This window comes from Nostoc sp. DedVER02 (genome assembly GCF_034530675.2).
Classification (GTDB): domain Bacteria; phylum Cyanobacteriota; class Cyanobacteriia; order Cyanobacteriales; family Nostocaceae; genus Nostoc.
The window spans coordinates 1-20,226 of sequence record NZ_JAVRCP020000067.1 but is presented as its reverse complement, the minus strand read 5'-3'; the positions used below and the strand labels follow the sequence as shown (position 1 = coordinate 20,226).

The following is a 20,226-nucleotide window of genomic DNA, read 5'->3' as shown; positions in this document are numbered from 1 at the left end:
CGATTTATCGCGTCTTCTAAAAACGGCGATTTATCGCGTCTTCTAAAAACGGCGATTTATCGCGTCTTCTAAAAACGACGGTTCATCGCGTCTTCTAAAAACGACGGTTCATCGCGTCTCAAAAACCCAAAAATTACATCAGGCGATTTTGAAAATATTGGCGGTACAAATCGCAGCGTGGCATTACCTTATTTTCATAACAATATACAACTAAACCCATACTATGTAATTTAAAAGCTGACTCAGAATCTAACTCTATTGGTACTAAACTATTCACAACCTGCCTAAAAGCCGTCACTAACTTTGGATGATGTTCGAGATTACACAAATGCCCTCGGAGATGATCCTGATAAATTGCCGCTTCAGTTGGGGCTGTTTGTAACAACTCTTCAAGAGTGATGTACTGATGTTGAATATGATAAAGAGCTAGCCGGATTAAATAAGGATGTCCGCCTACCATATCCATCAGTTTTTTAACCTGAGTATCAGTCCAATTTAGCCCTTGATGACGTTCAACCAGAATTTGGACTTGTTTTGGAGTAAATTCTTGTAATTCAATGCTCAACCCTACATTAAAGGGGGATTGATTAATATTTAGGGGAATATAAACTTCTTGGGAATGTACCAAAACTAGCCGGAGTTTTTTCCAAAGTTCGCTACTGCGATCGCCATATTTAGCATACTCATACCAAGCTCGCAACAGGTTAAGAAAGTCTTCGGCAGTGTCCCGATAGGGAAAAATGCGATCGACACCATCTAAGCTGATTACTAATGGGCTATCGATTTCTTCTAACAAACACTCTTCAAAGTAAGCAGTAGTTTTATCTTTACTGCCATAAATACTCCAATAATCGTCTAATTGATGAAGCTGCTTCAGTTTCCTACCAACACTTTCACAGAACCAGCGTAAAAATGTATCCAAGTTAGTGAAAACTGCTTTATCTGCTAAATGGAAGCTGATAGACACTGTTTGATAGCCATGCTGTCTAGCTTCATCAAGAATCCTAGCCATTAATGAAGTTTTGCCCATTTGTCTAGGCGCTTTGATCCGAATCAGGGAACCTGGCTGCAAAATCTCTTGAAAACAGCGATCTTCAATGGGATGGCGTTCAATATAAAAGTTAGAAGTAAGAGGGACTTGTCCTACAGGTAATTCTGCTTCTACATTTGTATTTACCTTTAGTAATGCCGCTTCATTCTCTTCAGAAGATGACATCAGCTTTTCAGGTTGTAAAATTGCCTCTAAATGCTTTGATGAACTAGCATTCCAATAAAGGCGCTGTCGCTCTAAGGCTGCTTGAAAATTTTTTTTACCGACCTTTTCGCCAAATGCTGCTGATAGCATCTGCCATAACTTTGGGCCAACATCATGCTGTAGATATTCGGTAGTGTAGCCATGATTTTGGGCAATCTCGTCATATTTCTTACCTTGCCAAGAGTTACGCAATATTGTTACTTCAATATCTTTCAGATGTCTTTTTGTCTGAGTAACAACTGCTGCATCTAATATTTTTAATGCTGTTTCAAAGTCCATTGTTCATGGATGAATCATAACTATTTGTATATTGAGATCCAATCCAAACCTTCAACTTTCCAGATTTTTTCACAAATAATCTTCCAATGGCTGAAATCCAGACCATGCCTAGTTTAGTAAAGATTACTCTCCTGAAATTTCCTTACTTAACCTTACCTTGCTGCTTTTATCGTTGAATTTTTGGGAATAAAACTCCTTAAATTATCCACATTTACCTTTTTGAGTTCAAAAGGCAACCTGGTAATAACAGCAATAGCAGTTGTTGGGCTTTGGATAAATCTAGCTTTTTTGAAAAATTATCCAAAGTCTAAATCAAGGAAATAATACACAAACTCACAACGAAATCAAAGAAAATACAAAATTATGGCAATTATTAGTGGAACCATAACCCAAGCCGACGACAAAATTATAGCTGATGGAGCAAACGATCTAATCAATGCTCTAACAGGTAACGATACGGTTTCTGGTGGCGCGGGCAATGATACTTTAATAGGCAATTTCGGCAACGATTCTCTATTAGGAGGACTTGGTAACGATTCTCTTGATGGTGGATTCAACACAGATACCCTTGATGGTGGCGCAGGTAACGACACTCTCAACGGCGGCGATGACAACGACACTCTTATCGGTGGAACTGGAAACAATCGCGTTAATGGTGGTGCGGGTAAAGATATTCTCATCGCTCAAAACGGTAACTTTCCAGCTATCGGTGATGTTGGCGATACCTTAATTGGCGGTGCAGGTGATGACGAACTGCGTGTTGAAGGAGCCTCAAATTATTTCTTGACCAATAATCAGTTGTTTGTCGGTAATTTAGTTCACCAATTTTCTGAGGTTGAGCGTGTTAAGCTCACTGGTACTGCGGGTAATGACACGATTAATGCGTCTCAAGCTTTGTTATCAGATCGAACCGATCTCTTTGGCGGTGCAGGTAATGACACTATCATAGGTAGCCGTGGTCTCGATCAGATTAACGGTGGTGATGGAAATGACAGCATAGTAGGAGGAACAGGATTTAACTTCCTGCGTGGCAATAATGGCAATGACACCTTAATAGGTGGAAATGACAACAATAATTTGAATGGTGCGGAAGGGAATGATTTTCTCCAAGGCGGAGCCGGGAGGGATAGTTTTTCTGATGGAGCCTTAGATGGAGCGGGTGATGATCAATACATCGGAGGAGGAGGTGAAGATTTCCTATTTATAAACGGTGACAATAACTTTGAGCTTTTCTCATTTGTAAATGAACCAAACAAAAGTCAACTTAAAGGTGGTAAGTTTGGCCCTGGGGCTAATCTGGATGATTCAGCTACAGGTACTGATACCCTCCAAGGTATTGAAAACGTCGAAATCCAAGGAGGAGATAGCAATAATCGCATAGATGCTAGCCGTGCTAACCAAAAGGTTAATGTAACCCTTAATGGTCGCGGTGGCAGCGATATTCTGCTAGCTGGTAGCGGTAACGATGTATTATTTGGCGGATTGGGCAACGATCGCGTTGAGGGAAATGCAGGTAACGATCGCCTAAATGGTGACTCTGGCAATGATACTCTTGTCGGAGGTGCAGGTAATGATACCCTGCTTGGCGGTGGTAACTTTAATAGCGGAGATATAGATGTTTTAACAGGAGGAGTTCTATCATCTCAAGGGGTTCAATCTGTTGATACGTTCAGCTTAAATGACTCCTATCGGCAAGCCGGTCATGCCGTTATTACAGATTTCTCTCTACTAGATGGAGACAAGCTCAATCTTCGCGGTGTTGCTAGCGATTACACATTCGTACAGCAAAACTTTAGCAGTGGTAGTTTTACAAATTCCTCATCGGTCTTAGATACAGTAATTTTCTTCGGTTCGCCTGCTTTGGGCGACGTAATTGCTGTAGCTGAGGATGTAAGTTTGAATACGCTAACTACTGGTATCACATTTACTATTTAACTCTTCCAGCATCAACTTATGTAGAGACGCAAAATTTTGCGTCTCTATTTATCTATTGGCAAATAACAGTGATAGAAATTTTAGTTATGGGTCAACAGTCCATTTAAAAAAAGATGTTTTTCGAGAGGCACAACGCTCTTCAATTCGGTGTCCTTGTTACAATTCCACGGCTTTTAAAGGGTGGGTTTCCCAATTCCCAAATTTTATTGATTAATCATCGCTATTTTTAGATTGACGTTTCAATTGTTTTAATGATTGATACATATCTGGCAGGCGACCATAAACAGCACATACCTTGAGATACAGTTTGTAAGGAATTGCTGGAGTTCCTGAGACAATTTCTCCTGGTGCAACATCGCTATGAATTCCAGTTTGAGCAGATGCGATCGCACCATCTCCCATTTTTACTTGATTAGCGATCCCTGTTTGTCCAGCTAAAATAACCCGATTGCCCAGTTTAACACCTCCCGCCATACCAGCCTGACCTGCGATCGCACAGCCGGAACCGATTTGGCAACCATGACCTATTTGTACTAAGTTATCAATTACTGTATTACGACCTATCCGTGTTTCTCCGACAGCTGGGCGATCGATGGCGGTATTACAGCCAACTTCTACACCATCTTCTAAGACTGTATAGCCCGATTGTTCCATTTTCAACCAACCAGTACGGGTGGGAACATAGCCAAAGCCTTCTGCACCGATGACAGCACCACTGTAAATGACACAATCTGCACCGATGCGGGTGCGTTCATGGATGGTACAGTTGGCGTGTAAGGTGGTGCGATCGCCAATTTTGGCATCTGGATAAATCACTACATTGGGATGAATAATTGCGCCATCGCCAATTTCTACGCCTTGCTGAATCACAGCATGGGGGCCAATATAAACATCACTACCAACTTTTGCGCTGGAGTGAATCACAGCTGTGGGATGAATTTCTGGGATAGGGCGATATGGCTGGTAAAAAAGTGCGATCGCTTTGGCAAATAACAGTCGCGGATCTGGGGTTGCTATCCAGACAATACCCTTTTCTTGTGCGACTACCTGTAATTTTTCGTCTTTGGGCAAAATTAAAGCACTAGCATTGGTCTTACCAACAAAAGACCCAAATTTTGCCCCCTCTACATAGCTGAGAGTACCAGTGGTAGCTTCATCAATGGCTGCTACCCCTGTAATTTCTGGGTCATGGTCTGGGTTGTTAGTGAGACTATTATTAGTGGCGGCATCACCAAATTGGCGGAGAATTTCGCTGAATTTCATTGTTGGATGTGTTCAAAATTGATCTACAAAGGATGGTAGCTTTATTTTTGCCGCTTTGTACTAGTACAGCACGGCGGAAGTAAACCACCCATTTCAAATCTATGAAACCCTTACGCTGTATTCATTTTCAATTTTTAATTTTTAATTTTTAATTCCGCCTTGCGGTACTAGTCGCTATTGGCCATTGCTATACCTGCTAAATACCCAGTTGTCCAAGCACTTTGGAAGTTAAAGCCACCGGTAACGCCATCAATATCTAAGATTTCTCCAGCAAAATAAAGACCAGGAACTAACCTACTTTCCATCGTCTTGAAGTTGACTTCTTTGAGCTTAACGCCACCACAAGTTACAAATTCTTCTTTGAAGGCTCCTTTGCCGTTGATTAAGTATTGTCCTTGAGTAAGTTCTTGCAGCAGCCGATTTAACGTTTTACTAGATATTTCTGCCCAACGGTCATCTGTAGCGATCCCTGCACGGTTAATGATATATTGCCAGAGACGATGGGGGAGTTCAACACCGCGATGCAATGCGATCGCTTTTTTACCCCATTCATCCTTAACTGCTAAAACTTTTTCTCGCACAAGTTCATGTTGCATCAAGGGCAGCCAATTAATCGATAATTTGGCTTGATAGCGGCTTTCGTGCAGAACTCTCGCACCCCAAGCAGAAAGCTTCAAAACAGCTGGGCCACTCAAACCCCAGTGGGTAATTAACAATGGCCCAGTTTGTTGTAATTGGGATTTTCCCCCCGCAGATAGCCGCAATTGCACAGGGTTAACGCTAACTCCAGCTAAAGCCCGCAGTTGAGGATCGACAATGTTGAAGGTAAATAACGAGGGTACTGGCGGTTCAATTTGATGACCTAACTCTTGGACAATTTTATAACCCGCAAGGCTACTGCCGGTCGCCAGAAGTAGGCGATCGCATTTAATCGTCTCTCCCGATTTGAGAAGGATATCAAATCCCTCATCTGTTGCGGTTCGTTTCACCGAAGTTACATGTGTGCCGATCCGGAGTTTTACCCCAGATTTCGCCACCGCTTTAATTAGACATTCCACAATAGTTTCTGAAGTGTTGGTGACAGGAAACATCCGCCCATCAGCTTCAGTTTTCAGATAGACTCCACCAGCAGCAAACCAAGCTACTGTATCTTGAGGGCCAAAGCGAGTCAAAGCACCCCGCAAAGCTTTTGCACCTCTGGGGTAATTTTGCACTAACTCCTCCGGCTCAAAGCAAGCGTGAGTGACGTTGCAGCGTCCACCACCAGAAATTAGCACTTTCGCCAGTGGTTGACGACTGGCTTCGAGTAAAGTAACTTGGGCATCAGGATTGGCTTTAGCACAAGCGATCGCACCAAAAAATCCTGCTGCCCCACCCCCAATAACTACGATTCGTAACGGTAGCAAGTTCTAAAATTTCTCAATAGCACGTACTTTACTAGGCTAGCCGTTATCTTCACTATTCAACTAGTTCAAATTGATCTTTTGTAGCTCCACAAGTCGGACATACCCAATCATCTGGTATATCTTCAAAGGCTGTTCCCGGTGCTATATCGCTATCTGGATCGCCTACTTCTGGGTCATATTCATAGCCGCAAACGGTACATAGATACTTTGCCATGTTCCTTTCCCCTAGTAAATTGTTGGCATCGCTTCCCTATTAAATACTTCTAGCGGTGAGTAATAATAGCCACGCTACAATTCTTAAACGAGAGTATACGTATACCCTTGAGCTAAATTTCCTAGATGATGATAGATCCGATCACAAACGCCACCAAGTTCTTTGGGCGTAACTGATTAGCCCGATGGCGATCGCTCCTAGTAGCAGTAGTAAAATTATTCCACCTGGAATAAAAGTAAGAATACCAAAGCCTCTCAGTACCCAAATAGCTACGCTAACACCGAGAAGCATACCAAAAATCTGGATTAATCTACGATTTAAAGAAGATTGACTCACTTAATTTTCCTCTCAACTCAACAGACGTTACACTTGATATTGACAATTAAAATATGAAGTTACGATTAAGTTACAGTTTCATCAAAATTAACACGCAAAAATCAAGAAATGTAAGCCAAATTTTTGGGTAAGTGCTTGATGTTCGGTCGTGTTTGTGACATTCTAGCCATTAAAAACTTAGTTTTGATTTATAAATATTTCTATTATCAAATTCACTTAAGTGTCAATTGTGTTAATTGTGATAAGAACTACAACTTTTACGTAAAGTAACTGAAAGAATTACCAATAACTAACCCTTTCCGGAAAGGATAGGTATTACACTGGAACTAAAATTTAATAGGTTGAAGCTAAATCAAGTTTTATGGCTTGTAGTTTCAACTTTATTTTAGGTGGATGAGTTGAGGAGTAACTAAAATCATTATGTCTGCGTCTTATATCTCAGACTCAATTATTGCAGGTTCAGATATGGCTTGGAGTCAAGATAAGCAAAAGTTGCTGGTACAGGGTGAAATTTTGGTAGAAACGCGATCGCACAAAACCTGTGGTGGCGCGGTGACAGCTTGGATGTATTTGCCGATGGTGCGATCGCAAGTTTGGCAGCAATTAACCGATTATCCCCGGTGGGTGCAATATTTTCCTGATATCACTAAAAGCGAAATATTACATAAAGGCGAAGTTAAACGCCTGTATCAAGCAGCACAAAAAGCCTTTTTCTTTTTCACGGCTCAAGTCGAAATTTACCTCAGCGTTGTGGAGGTGCTAGGGCAACAAATTCAATTCCGCATGGAAAAAGGGACTTTTGAAGATTTCAACGCCTATTTAGAACTCAAAGATTGCGGTAACGGGACGTTGCTTGCTTATACTGTACAAGCTACACCTCTGATTCCCATTCCATCAATTTTTATTCAACAAGCAATGAACTTTGAGTTACCTGCAAATATGCGTAAAATGCGACAAGTAATTTGTAAGACTCAGTAATAGCAATGTCATTGGCAAAAGCTATTTTGGAATTTTGGTTTTAGTTTTTGCAGGGGCTAGGTTCGATATTTTAGGATAACTTACCGCCAAGACGCTTTCTTCTTTATAGGAAGCGTCTTTATATCTCAATACGCTTGGGTTAAGGGTTATTGGTGTAGATAATTGGTTTTTGAAGACGCGATAAATCGCATCTCTACATGAGGGTTTTGGGCTGATCTGAACTGTATTACTTTATATTTTGCTGGTCATTGAAGACGCGATAAATCGCGTCTCTACATGAGGGTTTTGGGCTGATCTGAACTGTATTACTTTATATTTTGCTGGTCAAAAATTTCATTACTCACTTGCGATCGCAAGTGTAGAAGTTGGTGCAGATATAACTATGGCAGATCGTTGTTATACTCCGACGATAGTTAAAATAGCCTGCATTAGTAGCTCTGGCTCAATTGGTTTAGAAATATGCTGTTGAAATCCGGCTGCTAGTGCTTGTTGTCGATCGATCTCTCCTGCATAAGCAGTAAGGGCGATCGCCGGAATTTCTCCGCCTTGCTCAGGCGACTGCTTTCTTATTTGCCGAATTAGTGTGTAGCCATCCATATCGGGCATTCCAATATCACTAATTAACAAATCAAATTTTCCTTGTTCCAAAATGCTCAGAGCATCATGTGCTGATTCGGCTTCACTCACTTGTGCCCCGTACTGTTCTAGTAGGAAGGCAATGAACTCCCGTGAATCTCTGTCATCATCTACAAGCAGTGTTTGCAATCCATTCAGATTAGAGTCTGAACGATTATGAAATGCAGTATCATCTTGATTCAGTTTTGCCGCAGCGATCGGTGGAAACTTGACTGTAAAGGTTGCTCCTTGACCTTCTCCAGGGCTTGCTGCCTGAACAGTTCCTCCATGTAATTCTACCAGATGACGCACGATCGCTAACCCTAACCCTAATCCTCCAAATCTTCGAGTCGTTGTCCCATCAGCTTGGCGGAAGTAGTCAAAAACGAATGGCAGAAAGTCATTAGAGATTCCCATGCCAGTATCGCTGATAGTGATTTGAGTGTATTCCGAAGGATAAGTATTACCTTCATCCTTCATCCTTTCTAACCGCACCTCTACTCTACCGCCCTGTGAGGTAAATTTAATCGCGTTGGAAAGTAGATTCCAAATAACCTGTTGCAAGCGACCAGAATCACCTAAAACTTGTCCAACGTTCGGTTCAAATATTGTTTGAATCTGAATAGATTTAGCTTCGGCAGCAAGCCGCACGGTTTCCAGGGCAGCTTTGATAGTAAAATTCAAAGCAACTGGAACTTTATTCAAACTCAACTTCCCTTGGAGAATGCGCGACACATCGAGTAAATCTTCGATCAGTTGCGCTTGTAGTTTTGCGTTGCGCTCGATTGTTTCGAGTGCATACTGAGTTTTGGCTGCATCCTGCTGGCGCGTTTGCAAAATTCTTACCCATCCCAAAATCGGATTCAGGGGCGATCGCAATTCATGAGACAACACTGCCAAAAACTCATCTTTAATCCGATTGGCTTGTTGGGCTTGTTCAGTTTGTTGTTGCAAAGAAACCATTAGCCGATTCAGGTGTTCGTTCTGCTCTTGCAACAAGGCTTCTGCTTGTTTGCGTTCGGTGATATCGGACAGAATGAAAACGGCACCTGTGAGATTCCCATGTCCATCAAATACTGGGTCGATGGTTTTAGCAAACCACCGTTCTCTGGACTTAAATTCTAGAACTTGGCGTTGGTGAGTTTCTTTAGCACGGCGAAAGCAAGCGCCATCACCAATTCCCAATTGTGCGCCCATCAACTCATGGTGAACACAACCTAAAATTTCCTGGGCAGGCTTGCAAAAAAGCTGCGTTATAGCTCGATTACAGCGCAGAATTTTACCTTCTCGGTCTACCAAACACACGCCGTCATTGATCGAGTCAAAGGTGGTTTGCCAGTCTTGTGCTGAAGATAAAGCAGCTTCTTCCGCTCGGCGAATTCGCAGCAGCGATCGCACCGTAGCTAGCAGTTCAATGGGTTCAACAGGTTGCGCCAAATAAGCATCGGCACCACTATCTAAGCCTTCTGCTTTATCCTGGCTGAGAATAAAACTTGCAGACAGGTGTAAAACGGGAATAAAAGCAGTTTCGGGATTTGCCTTAATTTGGCGACAGACTTCAAAGCCGCTAATATCTGGTAATTTGACATCCAAAATCACTAGAGCAGGCTGATGTTCAGCAACAGCCTTTAATCCTGCTGTTCCGGTTGCCGCTTCCACGACGGTAAAGCCTGCATTTTGCAAAATCCGGGTGACAACATAACGATTAGCTTCGTTATCGTCAATATGCAGGATGATAATGCGTGGCTCAGACATGACTTTGACCGCAAGCATCGAGAACAAGTCCGGCTTTAATCAGTGCATCTTGAAGTTGGGCACTCGCTGCCGTTTGAGAACCTGTTTCTTTGGAAAGAATGGCGATGCTTTCTTTTGCTAATTGGCTGTGCATTTCTGCATCCAGTTCTGCGGATGAGTGGACGATCACAGGAATCGACTCAGTGACAGAATTGCTCTTAAGCTGCTTGAGGACATCAAAACCACTCAACTCTGGCATCTCCAAGTCAAGTATGATCGCGCTCGGTTGCTCTCGTTGTGCCAAATTTAATCCTTCCCATCCGTTCATGGCTTCTAAAATACTCAATTGTGTATTTATTAACAACTGTTTCACCAAATACCGATAGGCAGGGTCATCGTCGATTAACAAGATTTTTTGAGACTTGTTCTGATTAATTAGCGTATTAAGTTTATTCAACAGCTGCAATCTGTCTACCGGCTTAATTAGAAAACCGTTAGCTCCGAGCGCTAGTGCTTGCTTCTCGTTATCAATGATCGTAATAACGAGTACAGGTATAGTGCGAGTCGTTTCATCTCCTTTGATTTCTCGCAAGAACGTCCAGCCGTTTTGCCCTTCTAGCATAATATCTAGCATAATCGCTGCTGGTCGGACTTGTTGTAAGACAAGCCTAGCTTGAGCTAAAGTCCGGGTGGCAATTAATTGATAGATTGACTCCTGAAGGTGCTTTTCGTAAATAAATAGCGTTTCTGGATGATCTTCAACCACCAGAATGGGCAGGCGAGTTGACTCAAGTGATGCGCTCGGTTGTTTGAGGGTAGGAAATTCAGTTGTATGTGGGTAGGCGATCGGAATCGATGCAGTAAAGGTGGAGCCTTGACCCAGCTTACTTGTAACTGAAATGCTGCCACCGAGTAGCTCCGTTAGCTTGCGCGATAACGGCAATCCTAACCCGGTTCCCTTCACCTGCTTTTGCAGAGAAGACTCAATTTGGACAAAATCTTCAAAAACGCGCTCGACATCGGCGGTTGCTATGCCGATGCCCGTATCAGACACAGAGAAGGTCACGGTATGACCTTTTTGCACAGCACTCACGCGCACTTCTCCCTGCTCGGTAAATTTGAACGCATTCGAGACAAAGTTTCTCAGAATTTGAGCAACTTTGCCCTCATCGCTATATATCTGTGGAATGCCTTCAGGTTCCTCGACAATCAGCGCCACAGAGGAGCCTTGAACCAATAATGGGCGCAGCATTCCCCGCAGCGTGGCAAACAAGTCACTCACTTCAAAGGGACTAGGACGCACTTCAATTTTTCCAGCTTCCACCTTTGCCAAATCCAGCAAGTCGTTGACTAATTCTGATAATCCACTCGCGCCCTTTTGGATGAATGTTACCTGCTTTTCTTGCTCGGGGGTCAAATCGCCATCCATCCGTGCTAGTAGCATCCGAGATAGGGACAGAATAGAGTTGAGCGGTGTCCGAAACTCATGGCTCATGTTCGAGAGAAAGCGGGTTTTTAGCTCATTTGCCTTTTGCAGAGAGTCTGCCTTCTCATCTAGTTCCGCGTAGAGGGCAAGCACACCACGATTGGTATCTTCCAGTTCCCGGTTGAGTTGGGTCAGTTCTTCCTCGCGCTTGCGTAGCTCTGCCATTGCCCGCAGTAATTCCTGGTTTTGTCGCTGGATCTCTTCATAAGGATTTTGGGGCGATCGCTCCATCAAGGTTTCTCGAATCTGCTGCAATTGCGAATCGGTAAAACTAGGAGTGCGCTTCGACAACCTTTTGCTCATCACCACCGTTGTTCCCTCTGGCGGCAGCGATTCGATCTCAAAGAAATCCATGAGCTTGCGGCTGCCCACAATGCCTAACCCGATTCCGGTATCAGAGGTGTAGCGTCCTGCCAAAACGTCTGCCAGATGAGGAATGCCCTCACCCCGATCCTGAATCCGAATCAGAAACGTCTGAGGCTCTCCTGCCACAGAAAATTCCACCGTTCCACCTTTAGCATACTGAAAAGCGTTGCGGGCAATTTCGGAAACTGCCGTTGCCAATCGTGTTTGATCTTGAGTATCAAAACCCAATTGCTCGGCGATCTCACGAGTTCGTTGTCGAGCTTGGACAACATCTTGTTCGTAGTGGATTTCCAGCGTGAAAACGACTGTCAACATAATTCGTAATTCGTAATTCGTAATTCGTAGTTACCATTGCGTAAGGGTTTTATATATTTCAAACGGGTGGTTTATTTCCGCCGTGCTGTACTAGCCTGAATCCCTAACTGAAGTAAAACATAAAAGCTTCCTGCCTCCTTCAATGAACTGCCTTCTCTGCGATAAACTACGTAAAATCACAGTATCTTTTAAATAACCATTTCTAGAGCGTGCATAAGTCTAAATCAATAAAGGCTTGTACCCATTTAATTACGAATTACGAATTACGAATTATTATTTCCCATTCCTTTCGCCACTAACACCGTCACATCGTCCCGTTCTCGGTTAAAGTCTCGGTATAATACACCTGCAATCAGACTGGGATGTTTTTGACTTAAACCGGAATAGCGATCGAGTTGCCACTTACTATCTAATCCGTCAGAATGCATAATTAAAAGTCCGTTGGCATACCAAGGATAGCTAAACTCTTGGATTTTGCGGATTTCATGTCCAACCGTGCCGTTGTGAGACAACAGATGGTGGCGATCGCTAAACGAGAAAATGCTGGCAGCGATATTGCCAATTCCGGCAAAGCGGACAGACTGTTGTTCAAAGTCAATTTCGGCAACGGCAAGTACCGCTCCTCGCGTACTTCGCAAGGCGGCATGGGCAGCTTCGATGATCGCACCAGGAGATCGATCGTGTTCTTGAAAAATTCTGACGGCACTTGAAGCAGCAGTGGCAGCCGCAGGCCCATGCCCTAAGCCATCGACTACTAGTAACAGGCTGCGGCAACGATCCACTTGACAAGCCCAGGCATCTCCAGAAACTTCTTCGCCTCGTTTGGGCAAACAGATCGCCCCAATTTCTAAGGTCTTTTTCGGCGCATGGGGTGTTGAGCCTGACCAGAGGTGGGCGACCAGAGCCGTCCCTTTGTTGGGAATAGAGTAAATTTCAAATAAACCAGAGAGACGACGAATTGCGCCTAGTCCATTGCCTAATGTTCCGGCTGTGGAAAAGCCATCTTGCAAACACTCATCCACATCGACCATTCCCCGTCCTTTATCTAGCGACAAGACTTCAATACCGATGGCTGAATTGTGTTCGATCAATCTTAGCAATAACACTCCACCCTGACCGTGCTGGATTAGATTGCTTGCAATTTCTGTCACCACAATTCCAACCTTACCCCGTTCCGTTTCCTGAAAGCCGAGCCCAGTTGCTAAAGCGATCGCTACCCGTCGGGCTTCCCCAATCTGGCTAGATTCAGTAATTGTAATGGCGACAGATTCTCGCATTTTATTTCCATCGTACAATTGTTACCCGCGTTCCTTCTCCTGCCGCAGACTGAATTTCAAACTCGTTGGCAAGTCGTTTAGCACCACCCAGCCCCATACCCAACCCGCCGCCTGTGGTGAACCCATCTTTCAGCGCCAGATCGATATCGGGAATTCCTGGCCCCCGATCTTCAAAGGTCAGCCGCAGTCCTCGCCGCCTCCCTTCCTGAAGAATTTCTAGCTTGACTGTGCCACCTCCCCCATAGTCTAAGGTATTGCGGGCTAACTCACTGGCGGCGGTCACAATTTTAGTTTGGTCTACTAAGCTAAAGCCAATTTCGACCCCCAACTGGCGCACGGCTTGTCGAACTAAGACTACATCACTAGAAGATTGAATGTTGAGCGTTTCAGTCTTCTCCATTGTCATCTGCACTCCCTTTAGTGGCAGCGACCTGATTTGTGGTTTCATTGAGTGACAATCGCAACAGTGCCATGCCCTTTTCTACGTTTAAGGCAGTGCGAATGCCTGTCAGCGACAGCCCCAATTCCACCAGGGTAATTGCCACAACAGGCTGCATACCCACGACAACTGTTTGGGCACCTAAGACTCGTGACGTTTTGGCAATGTTGGCTAAAATCCTCCCAATGAATGAATCAACAATGTCTAATGCAGAAATATCGATTAAGACACCCTGGGCGCGAGTTTGAGAGATGCGGTTGGTCAATTCATCCTCTAGTGTCATGGCAAGGCGATCGTGCATATCCACTTGGATCGTCACCATCAGGAAATTGCCCATTTTCAGTATAGGAATACGTTCCATTAGTTCCTGTCCACCTATTTGGGTTGAGAGCGGTTAATGGTCACTCCCATCCGTTTGAGCGCCGTGAGAAAGGCATCGGCTAAGGTTGCCTTGGTTGTGACATTTGCCAAATCAATGCCGAGATAAACGATTGTTTGGGCAATTTGAGGACGAATGCCACAGATCATACAATCGGCTCCCATGAGACGGGCAGCAGTAACGGTCTTAAGCAGATGTTGAGCGGTGAGAGTATCAACGGTGGGAACCCCGGTAATGTCAATAATGGCAACTTCTGAACTGGTTTCAACAATCTTCTGCAATAACGACTCCATCATCATTTGAGTGCGGGCACTATCCAGGGTGCCGATAATGGGTAATGCCAAAATTCCCTCCCAGAGTTTAATCACTGGGGTAGACAACTCCATTAATTCTTCCTGCTGCCGCAAAATTACTTCTTCCCGCATCTTTTGATACACTTCAATGGTCAGCAATCCTAGCTGATCCAGTAAGTTTGTGGCTAGCCATATCTCGTCACCCAATTCAATGGGGTCTTTCAATTGCTGACGCATTCGGTTGAAGAGGGGTTGCTTGAACGAAAAGACGAATGTGGCTGTTTCCGACGGTGTGAAGCCTTTTTGCGATCGCGATCGAGAAATGCTAGTCAGGATCTCCCGCATCTCCTGCCATGCCCCTCCTTGAACATTGCTCAACTTGCCCTGCCCAACGGCGATCCGAAACAAGCTCAGGAATTCCCGGCACTCTTCCTTTAGCTCGCCTTCTTTAATCAAGCCTTTACGAATATTGACATTGGCTAACTCCTGAGTCCACTCCGACAGCAGTTCTGTCTCGAAGGTTTCCAGGATCTCTGGTATTTTACTTTCGCTCATCGTTAGTATAAGTGCAACCGCTTTCATTAGTCCAAAATCAGTGTATGACGATTCAGCCCAACGTCAAAGCTGAAGTTGGAGAGCGGTCTTTTTCACAGAGATGGGCAACATTCTGCCTAGTTTGGATGAAAAACTCCATCCCCTTGTAGGTGGAGTTTTTGGGAATAGGGAATTGGGAATGGGGCATGGGGAAGAGCCTCTAATGCCCAATGCGTCAGGGCGGCTATCTCTCTCCACCCCCTTGTGGATGGAGTTTCCCGCCGCTTTCAATGAAAATGAGTTTAATAAAAAACGCAAAGGCGCTTTTGTGTAACTTAGCGTCTTTGCGTCAGGTTTTGAATAAATTTAATTAGCTGCTAAACACTTCAGCAGGTAAGCGGCTAAAAGAAAGACGTTCATTTTGCACATCTACAAAGATGGTGTTGCCGTTGTTGAATTCACCACGCAAAATAGCTTTGGCAATTTGAGTTTCTAATTCGCGCTGAATCGCCCGCTTCAGTGGACGCGCCCCATACACAGGGTCATATCCTACTTCTGCCAAAAAGTCAAGTGCGGAATCCGAGAGTTTGAGGGATATTTTGCGATCGCTCAATCTTTGGCGCAATCTCTCTACTTGCAATAGTACAATTTGCCGCAATTCTTTCTTATCTAAACCGTGGAAAATAATGATTTCGTCAATCCGGTTTAGAAATTCTGGACGGAAGCTATTTCGCATCGCTTCCATTACCCGACGGCGCATTTCATCGTAGTGGGCATTATCCCCAGCGACATCAAGAATATACTGCGAACCGATGTTGCTAGTCATGATGATAATAGCGTTCTTGAAGTCAACCTTATGACCTTGGGCATCAGTAACGCGACCATCATCGAGAATTTGCAAGAAGATATTGAATACATCCGGGTGTGCTTTCTCGATTTCGTCGAAGAGAATCACAGAGTAAGGACGGCGGCGAATCGCTTCTGTAAGTTGTCCGCCTTCTTCGTAACCCACGTATCCCGGAGGCGCACCGATTAAGCGAGAAACGGCGTGTTTCTCCATGTACTCCGACATATCGATTCGCACTAACGCATCTTCGCTATCGAACATAAACCCCGCCAGCGCTTTCGCTAACTCGGTTTTACCCACGCCTGTTGGCCCAAGGAAAATAAAGCTAGCGATAGGACGATTGGGATCAGCTAGTCCAGCCCGCGATCGCTGAATGGCATCTGCTACAGCTGTGACTGCTTCTTCTTGTCCAATCACCCGGCGGTGCAGTTCATCTTCTAAATGCAGCAGTTTCTCTTTCTCAGATTCCACCAACTTGCTGATGGGAATTCCTGTCCATTTAGAAATAATTTCAGCAATATCACCTTCTGTAACTTCTTCCCGTAATAGTGATTTACCACTTCTTTGAGCGCTTGCCAATTCAGCTTCGACTGCTTCCAATTGACGATGCAAGCTAGTTAAATTACCGTATTTCAACTCCGCAGCCCGATTAAGGTCATAATCGCGTTCTGCTTGCTGAATCTCTAAGTTGACCCGTTCAATCTCTTTTTTTACCGACTGAATTTTGTCAATAATATCTTTTTCAGACTGCCATTGAGTATTGAGGGTTCTTTGTTCTTCTTTGAGATCGGCAATTTCTTTTTCCAATCTTTCTAGACGTTCACGAGAAGCAGCATCGCTTTCTTTTTGCAGCGATAGTTTCTCCATTTCCAATTGCAGAATCTTGCGATCGATTTCGTCGAGTTCTTCTGGTTTGGAGGTAATCTCCATTTTTAATCTCGCGGCGGCTTCGTCTACCAAGTCAATGGCTTTATCAGGGAGGAAGCGATCGCTAATATATCGACTTGACAATACGGCGGCGGCAACTAAAGCACTATCAGAAATCTTCACCCCGTGGTGGTTTTCATAACGTTCTCTCAAACCGCGCAAAATCGAAATACTATCTTCTACACTAGGCTGATCGACATAAACTTGCTGGAAGCGCCTTTCTAGTGCGGCATCTTTTTCGATATGTTTGCGGTACTCATCTAGAGTTGTCGCCCCAATACAACGCAATTCACCCCGCGCCAACATCGGTTTTAATAAGTTACCCGCATCCATCGCGCCTTGGGTTGCACCAGCGCCGACAACGGTGTGAATTTCATCAATAAATAAAACAATATTGCCGCCAGATTCAGTAACTTCTTTTAATACTGCTTTCAGACGTTCTTCAAATTCACCCCGGAATTTTGCCCCGGCAATCAAAGCACCCATATCTAAAGCAATTAGCTTGCGGTCTTTGAGCGATTGAGGTACATCACCTGCGATGATGCGTTGGGCTAATCCTTCGGCGATCGCAGTTTTACCAACACCTGGTTCACCAATTAGCACAGGGTTATTTTTGGTACGGCGAGAGAGAATTTGCACAGTGCGGCGAATCTCATCATCTCGCCCAATCACTGGATCGAGTTGACCTTTACGCGCGGCTTCTGTAAGGTCGCGCCCGTATTTTTCCAGTGCTTCGTATTTGCCTTCTGGATTTTGATCGGTCACTTTTTGACTCCCACGAACTTGTTTAATAATATTTTTTAGCTTGCCTTCGTCTAAAGCAAACTCTTGGAATAAAGCTTTGCCAAAGCGGTCATCTTTGGCATAACCCAGCAATAAGTGTTCAATTGAAATATATTCGTCTTGAAACTCTTTGCGATATCCGTCTGCGCGATCTAGAAGCGTATCTAAGCTGCGTCCTAAATAAACAGAACTGCTAGTACCGGATACTTTCGGCTGACGTTGAAAAAATTGTTCAGTGCGATCGCCCAGCTTTTGCAGGTTAACACCCGCTTTGGTGAGAATTCCAGTTGCTAGACCATCTTGTTCTAGCAGCGCTTTCATCAGGTGTTCGCTTTCAATTTGCTGTTGTTGATATTGTTTAACAATATCCGGGGTATGGGCGATCGCTTCCCAGGCTTTTTCTGTAAATTGGTTAGGATTAGTAGGTTGCATAGGCTTTTTCAGGAAGGTAGAGGTGGAGCAGCTTGTCAGAGGCTACCACCAGAACACCAAGTAAAGATAATTTCTACTCTCAATAGATATTGTATGAAGAGGGGAGCGATCGCCTAGATCGGTGTTCACGTCTTGTAAAAGTGGTATTTCCCCTAGTTCCGATTTTCCTATATGCGATTCTTGTTGATTGCACAACAACCGGAGTAACTCATAGAATCCACAGGAATGTCAACAGATGCACTCTTGCGTGGGATGGCACAAGCGCCTATGGTAGGCGATCGCATTAGTCGGGTTTATTCCAGTGAGCGCTTAGGATTCAGTACAGAGGTTTTTAAAGTCGCCCTGGAGGAGAAAGTGTTGCGTGTGCTGAGTTGGAAAGTAGCAGCTAATGTAACAAGAGAATAATGCAACAATGCTGGAAATCAATGTTCGTGCCAGTAATCCGAAAACTTTTGCGGTGCTTTGGCGATGTCTACACCCACAGAAAAATCTAATTTTGAAAATAAAATTGCATATTTGCATATTTAATGAAAAAACTACTGAATATTCCTTTAGATAGAGGTTTTTTCAACGTTTACATCTATTTAAAGAGGAAAAATCATGAATCAATTCAAATATTCCAAGAGGATTTTCGGAGTTATTGCTGTTTTACTCGTAATTTGTGCAACTTTATTTCCTAGAATGGCAGTTGCAGATTTACTAACTGCGCCTATCAAGTCAGGTTGTAGCGTCGTAGGTAAAGTAAAAATAATACCAGATCCACAAGACCCCAATAAAATCGATGTTTTACCACCGACTGTGATAGTTAACAATACTGATGGATGTAGCTTCAGCGCTGACGCGATGAAGTTAGAACAAGCTCTGAGGGTTGAAAAAGCTCTTATAAAGTTGCCTGCGGGTGTAACTGGGGTTGTTAAAAGCCTTCAGATCAGCAAAATCGATAATGAAGGCAATAAAACAGTCATTTATGGCTGTTCTAATTTAAAAGTTCAGAATGGTACAGATTTAAATGTATCTTGCGGGGGGCCATCTTACTTACCACCGAACCAGTCCTTGCAATATAAGGCAACGATTGCAGACTTTAAGCCAGGAACTAAGTTTGCTATTACGCTGATAGCATCAGAGTCTAAACTACCAGATTTGCAGTAAGTATACACCTGTTATAGCTTTTCCCGATCAAATGAGGTATATCATAGCCCCCTCCTTGCTTGCGGGGAGGGGGTTGGGGGTGGGGTTCTTGTATCTCACCAGACTGGAAAACGCCATATACCAAAAAACCTATTTGGTGTAACAGGTAAAACTGCTCAGTACAAAAATGTTTGCTCCTTCCTAGCCGTAACTAAAAAAGACGAGCGTACCCCCTTAATTTTAAGCGGAGACAACTGTATGAGATACACTGCCCGTAATTAGCTCTACTATCCCCCGGTTGAATAACTGAAGCATTCCAGTCGTGGGTAGAAAACAGTTTAATTCTATATTTTATCAAGAATCGTATGCTTGATTTTGTATACGATTCTTTATTAAGTTAACACGATTAAATGACTAGCTCACTCACTTAATTTTGATACAACTCCTATTTATTTCTGGCTAAGACTGTAGCTTTGCCCCGGAACTCAGTTCTAATAAATCTGGTGTAGCAATAAAGCCAAAGTAAATGGCGATCGCAGCAGTAATACCATGAAGCCAAATATTATTTAATTCACAAGCAGCCATCAAAGAAACACTCAAAGCTTTTTCGATTAATATTGATGACATTCTAGAGATGCTTATTAAATAAAATTATTCCCAATAAACAGATTTAGAGCAGGTTAAATTATATTTAAAAGATGTGAAATAGTCAAGTGGATATTTCATAAGGTCAACCACACTTAATCGCATTGAAAACAGCTTACCCCAAAAGCTAAAGCTTACTATTTTTTCTTAAAATGTATGGGTAACTGTCTTAACAATATCTATAGAGACATGGTGATAAACAAAATTACTCCTTCATAAGCAGGAATCTAAATGCGTACACCAAGTATAGGAATCATATTTTATTTCTGAAAAATCTAAGTATTTGTAGTGGACTGACACAGCTAAAATAGTGCAATAGATATGCCAAGGTGAGGACTCGAAAGTGGGAAGAGGTCGCCG

Annotated in this window: 18 protein-coding genes; 5 read left to right on the top strand and 13 right to left on the bottom strand. The window is 43.6% G+C overall.

All coding sequences use genetic code 11. The annotated features are described in order from the left end of the window. Positions 1 to 133 precede the first annotated feature (133 nt). Positions 134 to 1,534: an AAA-like domain-containing protein gene (locus RMZ41_RS31420; RefSeq protein ID WP_322641480.1), complete on the bottom strand. Its 1,401-nt coding sequence runs from the start codon at positions 1,532 to 1,534 to the stop codon at positions 134 to 136. Between the two features lie 363 nt (positions 1,535 to 1,897). Here RMZ41_RS31420 and RMZ41_RS31415 point away from each other — a divergent pair, with 363 nt between their 5' ends. Beyond that, positions 1,898 to 3,469: a calcium-binding protein gene (locus RMZ41_RS31415; RefSeq protein WP_322641479.1), complete on the top strand. Its 1,572-nt coding sequence runs from the start codon at positions 1,898 to 1,900 to the stop codon at positions 3,467 to 3,469. Between the two features lie 210 nt (positions 3,470 to 3,679). Here RMZ41_RS31415 and lpxD read toward each other — a convergent pair whose 3' ends face one another. The 4 genes from lpxD to RMZ41_RS31395 form a co-directional block, all read right to left on the bottom strand. Further along, complete coding sequence (gene lpxD, locus RMZ41_RS31410) at positions 3,680 to 4,732, bottom strand: UDP-3-O-(3-hydroxymyristoyl)glucosamine N-acyltransferase (RefSeq protein WP_322641478.1); 1,053 nt, start codon at positions 4,730 to 4,732, stop codon at positions 3,680 to 3,682. A gap of 167 nt (positions 4,733 to 4,899) precedes the next feature. After that, positions 4,900 to 6,138 carry an NAD(P)/FAD-dependent oxidoreductase gene (locus tag RMZ41_RS31405; protein WP_322641477.1) on the bottom strand — a complete coding sequence of 413 codons (1,239 nt, stop codon included), beginning with the start codon at positions 6,136 to 6,138 and terminating at the stop codon, positions 4,900 to 4,902. 52 nt (positions 6,139 to 6,190) lie between these two features. Then, positions 6,191 to 6,352, bottom strand: coding sequence for a rubredoxin (rd, locus tag RMZ41_RS31400; protein ID WP_322641476.1), 162 nt, complete (start codon positions 6,350 to 6,352; stop codon positions 6,191 to 6,193). Between the two features lie 141 nt (positions 6,353 to 6,493). Beyond that, positions 6,494 to 6,688, bottom strand: a complete 195-nt coding sequence (locus RMZ41_RS31395) for a hypothetical protein (protein ID WP_322641475.1) — start codon at positions 6,686 to 6,688, stop codon at positions 6,494 to 6,496. Positions 6,689 to 7,108: 420 nt separating this feature from the next. Between RMZ41_RS31395 and RMZ41_RS31390 the strand changes: the two genes are divergently transcribed. After that, positions 7,109 to 7,666 (top strand): SRPBCC family protein, encoded by a 558-nt coding sequence (locus RMZ41_RS31390; protein WP_322641474.1) that lies wholly within the window; start codon positions 7,109 to 7,111, stop codon positions 7,664 to 7,666. 396 nt (positions 7,667 to 8,062) lie between these two features. Here the strand turns inward: RMZ41_RS31390 and RMZ41_RS31385 are convergent, their stop codons facing one another. The 6 genes from RMZ41_RS31385 to RMZ41_RS31360 form a co-directional block, all read right to left on the bottom strand. Further along, a complete protein-coding gene (locus tag RMZ41_RS31385) occupies positions 8,063 to 10,036 on the bottom strand; it encodes a response regulator (protein ID WP_322641473.1) in 1,974 nt (657 codons plus the stop codon). Further along, positions 10,029 to 12,182: an ATP-binding protein gene (locus RMZ41_RS31380; protein ID WP_322641472.1), complete on the bottom strand. Its 2,154-nt coding sequence runs from the start codon at positions 12,180 to 12,182 to the stop codon at positions 10,029 to 10,031. Before RMZ41_RS31380 ends, RMZ41_RS31385 begins: the two co-directional genes overlap by 8 nt. A gap of 263 nt (positions 12,183 to 12,445) precedes the next feature. Further along, entirely contained in the window at positions 12,446 to 13,459 is a 1,014-nt protein-coding gene (locus RMZ41_RS31375) for an ATP-binding SpoIIE family protein phosphatase (protein ID WP_322641471.1), read from the bottom strand. Position 13,460: 1 nt separating this feature from the next. After that, positions 13,461 to 13,865, bottom strand: coding sequence for an anti-sigma regulatory factor (locus RMZ41_RS31370; protein ID WP_322641470.1), 405 nt, complete (start codon positions 13,863 to 13,865; stop codon positions 13,461 to 13,463). Further along, on the bottom strand, positions 13,846 to 14,220 hold the full coding sequence (locus RMZ41_RS31365; protein ID WP_322641469.1) for an STAS domain-containing protein: 375 nt from the start codon (positions 14,218 to 14,220) through the stop codon (positions 13,846 to 13,848). The genes RMZ41_RS31370 and RMZ41_RS31365 overlap by 20 nt, the downstream gene beginning before the upstream one ends. A gap of 53 nt (positions 14,221 to 14,273) precedes the next feature. After that, complete coding sequence (locus RMZ41_RS31360; protein WP_322641468.1) at positions 14,274 to 15,125, bottom strand: STAS domain-containing protein; 852 nt, start codon at positions 15,123 to 15,125, stop codon at positions 14,274 to 14,276. A 100-nt stretch (positions 15,126 to 15,225) separates the two neighbouring features. On the opposite strand from RMZ41_RS31360, the gene RMZ41_RS31355 reads away from it, so the two are divergent. Then, a complete protein-coding gene (locus RMZ41_RS31355) occupies positions 15,226 to 15,438 on the top strand; it encodes a hypothetical protein (RefSeq protein WP_322641467.1) in 213 nt (70 codons plus the stop codon). Positions 15,439 to 15,474: 36 nt separating this feature from the next. Here RMZ41_RS31355 and clpB read toward each other — a convergent pair whose 3' ends face one another. Beyond that, on the bottom strand, positions 15,475 to 18,093 hold the full coding sequence (clpB, locus tag RMZ41_RS31350; protein ID WP_322641466.1) for an ATP-dependent chaperone ClpB: 2,619 nt from the start codon (positions 18,091 to 18,093) through the stop codon (positions 15,475 to 15,477). A 225-nt stretch (positions 18,094 to 18,318) separates the two neighbouring features. On the opposite strand from clpB, the gene RMZ41_RS31345 reads away from it, so the two are divergent. Continuing rightward, positions 18,319 to 18,498 (top strand): hypothetical protein, encoded by a 180-nt coding sequence (locus RMZ41_RS31345; protein WP_322641465.1) that lies wholly within the window; start codon positions 18,319 to 18,321, stop codon positions 18,496 to 18,498. 195 nt (positions 18,499 to 18,693) lie between these two features. Beyond that, positions 18,694 to 19,242 (top strand): hypothetical protein, encoded by a 549-nt coding sequence (locus RMZ41_RS31340; protein ID WP_322641464.1) that lies wholly within the window; start codon positions 18,694 to 18,696, stop codon positions 19,240 to 19,242. A gap of 438 nt (positions 19,243 to 19,680) precedes the next feature. On the opposite strand, the gene RMZ41_RS31335 is transcribed toward RMZ41_RS31340, so the two are convergent. Beyond that, positions 19,681 to 19,848 carry a hypothetical protein gene (locus RMZ41_RS31335; RefSeq protein WP_322641463.1) on the bottom strand — a complete coding sequence of 56 codons (168 nt, stop codon included), beginning with the start codon at positions 19,846 to 19,848 and terminating at the stop codon, positions 19,681 to 19,683. Positions 19,849 to 20,226: the final 378 nt, after the last annotated feature.

Bases quoted from the DNA above. Each gene is read 5' to 3' on its own strand.
- RMZ41_RS31415 (WP_322641479.1), top strand. From the start codon at position 1,898: ATGGCAATTATTAGTGGAACCATAACCCAAGCCGACGACAAAATTATA.
- RMZ41_RS31375 (WP_322641471.1), bottom strand. From the start codon at position 13,459: ATGCGAGAATCTGTCGCCATTACAATTACTGAATCTAGCCAGATTGGG.
- RMZ41_RS31385 (WP_322641473.1), bottom strand. From the start codon at position 10,036: ATGTCTGAGCCACGCATTATCATCCTGCATATTGACGATAACGAAGCT.
- clpB (WP_322641466.1), bottom strand. From the start codon at position 18,093: ATGCAACCTACTAATCCTAACCAATTTACAGAAAAAGCCTGGGAAGCG.
- RMZ41_RS31345 (WP_322641465.1), top strand. From the start codon at position 18,319: ATGTCAACAGATGCACTCTTGCGTGGGATGGCACAAGCGCCTATGGTA.
- lpxD (WP_322641478.1), bottom strand. From the start codon at position 4,732: ATGAAATTCAGCGAAATTCTCCGCCAATTTGGTGATGCCGCCACTAAT.
- RMZ41_RS31335 (WP_322641463.1), bottom strand. From the start codon at position 19,848: ATGTCATCAATATTAATCGAAAAAGCTTTGAGTGTTTCTTTGATGGCT.
- RMZ41_RS31370 (WP_322641470.1), bottom strand. From the start codon at position 13,865: ATGACAATGGAGAAGACTGAAACGCTCAACATTCAATCTTCTAGTGAT.
- RMZ41_RS31420 (WP_322641480.1), bottom strand. From the start codon at position 1,534: ATGGACTTTGAAACAGCATTAAAAATATTAGATGCAGCAGTTGTTACT.
- RMZ41_RS31355 (WP_322641467.1), top strand. From the start codon at position 15,226: ATGGGCAACATTCTGCCTAGTTTGGATGAAAAACTCCATCCCCTTGTA.
- RMZ41_RS31390 (WP_322641474.1), top strand. From the start codon at position 7,109: ATGTCTGCGTCTTATATCTCAGACTCAATTATTGCAGGTTCAGATATG.
- RMZ41_RS31360 (WP_322641468.1), bottom strand. From the start codon at position 15,125: ATGAGCGAAAGTAAAATACCAGAGATCCTGGAAACCTTCGAGACAGAA.
- RMZ41_RS31380 (WP_322641472.1), bottom strand. From the start codon at position 12,182: ATGTTGACAGTCGTTTTCACGCTGGAAATCCACTACGAACAAGATGTT.
- RMZ41_RS31365 (WP_322641469.1), bottom strand. From the start codon at position 14,220: ATGGTGACGATCCAAGTGGATATGCACGATCGCCTTGCCATGACACTA.
- rd (WP_322641476.1), bottom strand. From the start codon at position 6,352: ATGGCAAAGTATCTATGTACCGTTTGCGGCTATGAATATGACCCAGAA.
- RMZ41_RS31340 (WP_322641464.1), top strand. From the start codon at position 18,694: ATGAATCAATTCAAATATTCCAAGAGGATTTTCGGAGTTATTGCTGTT.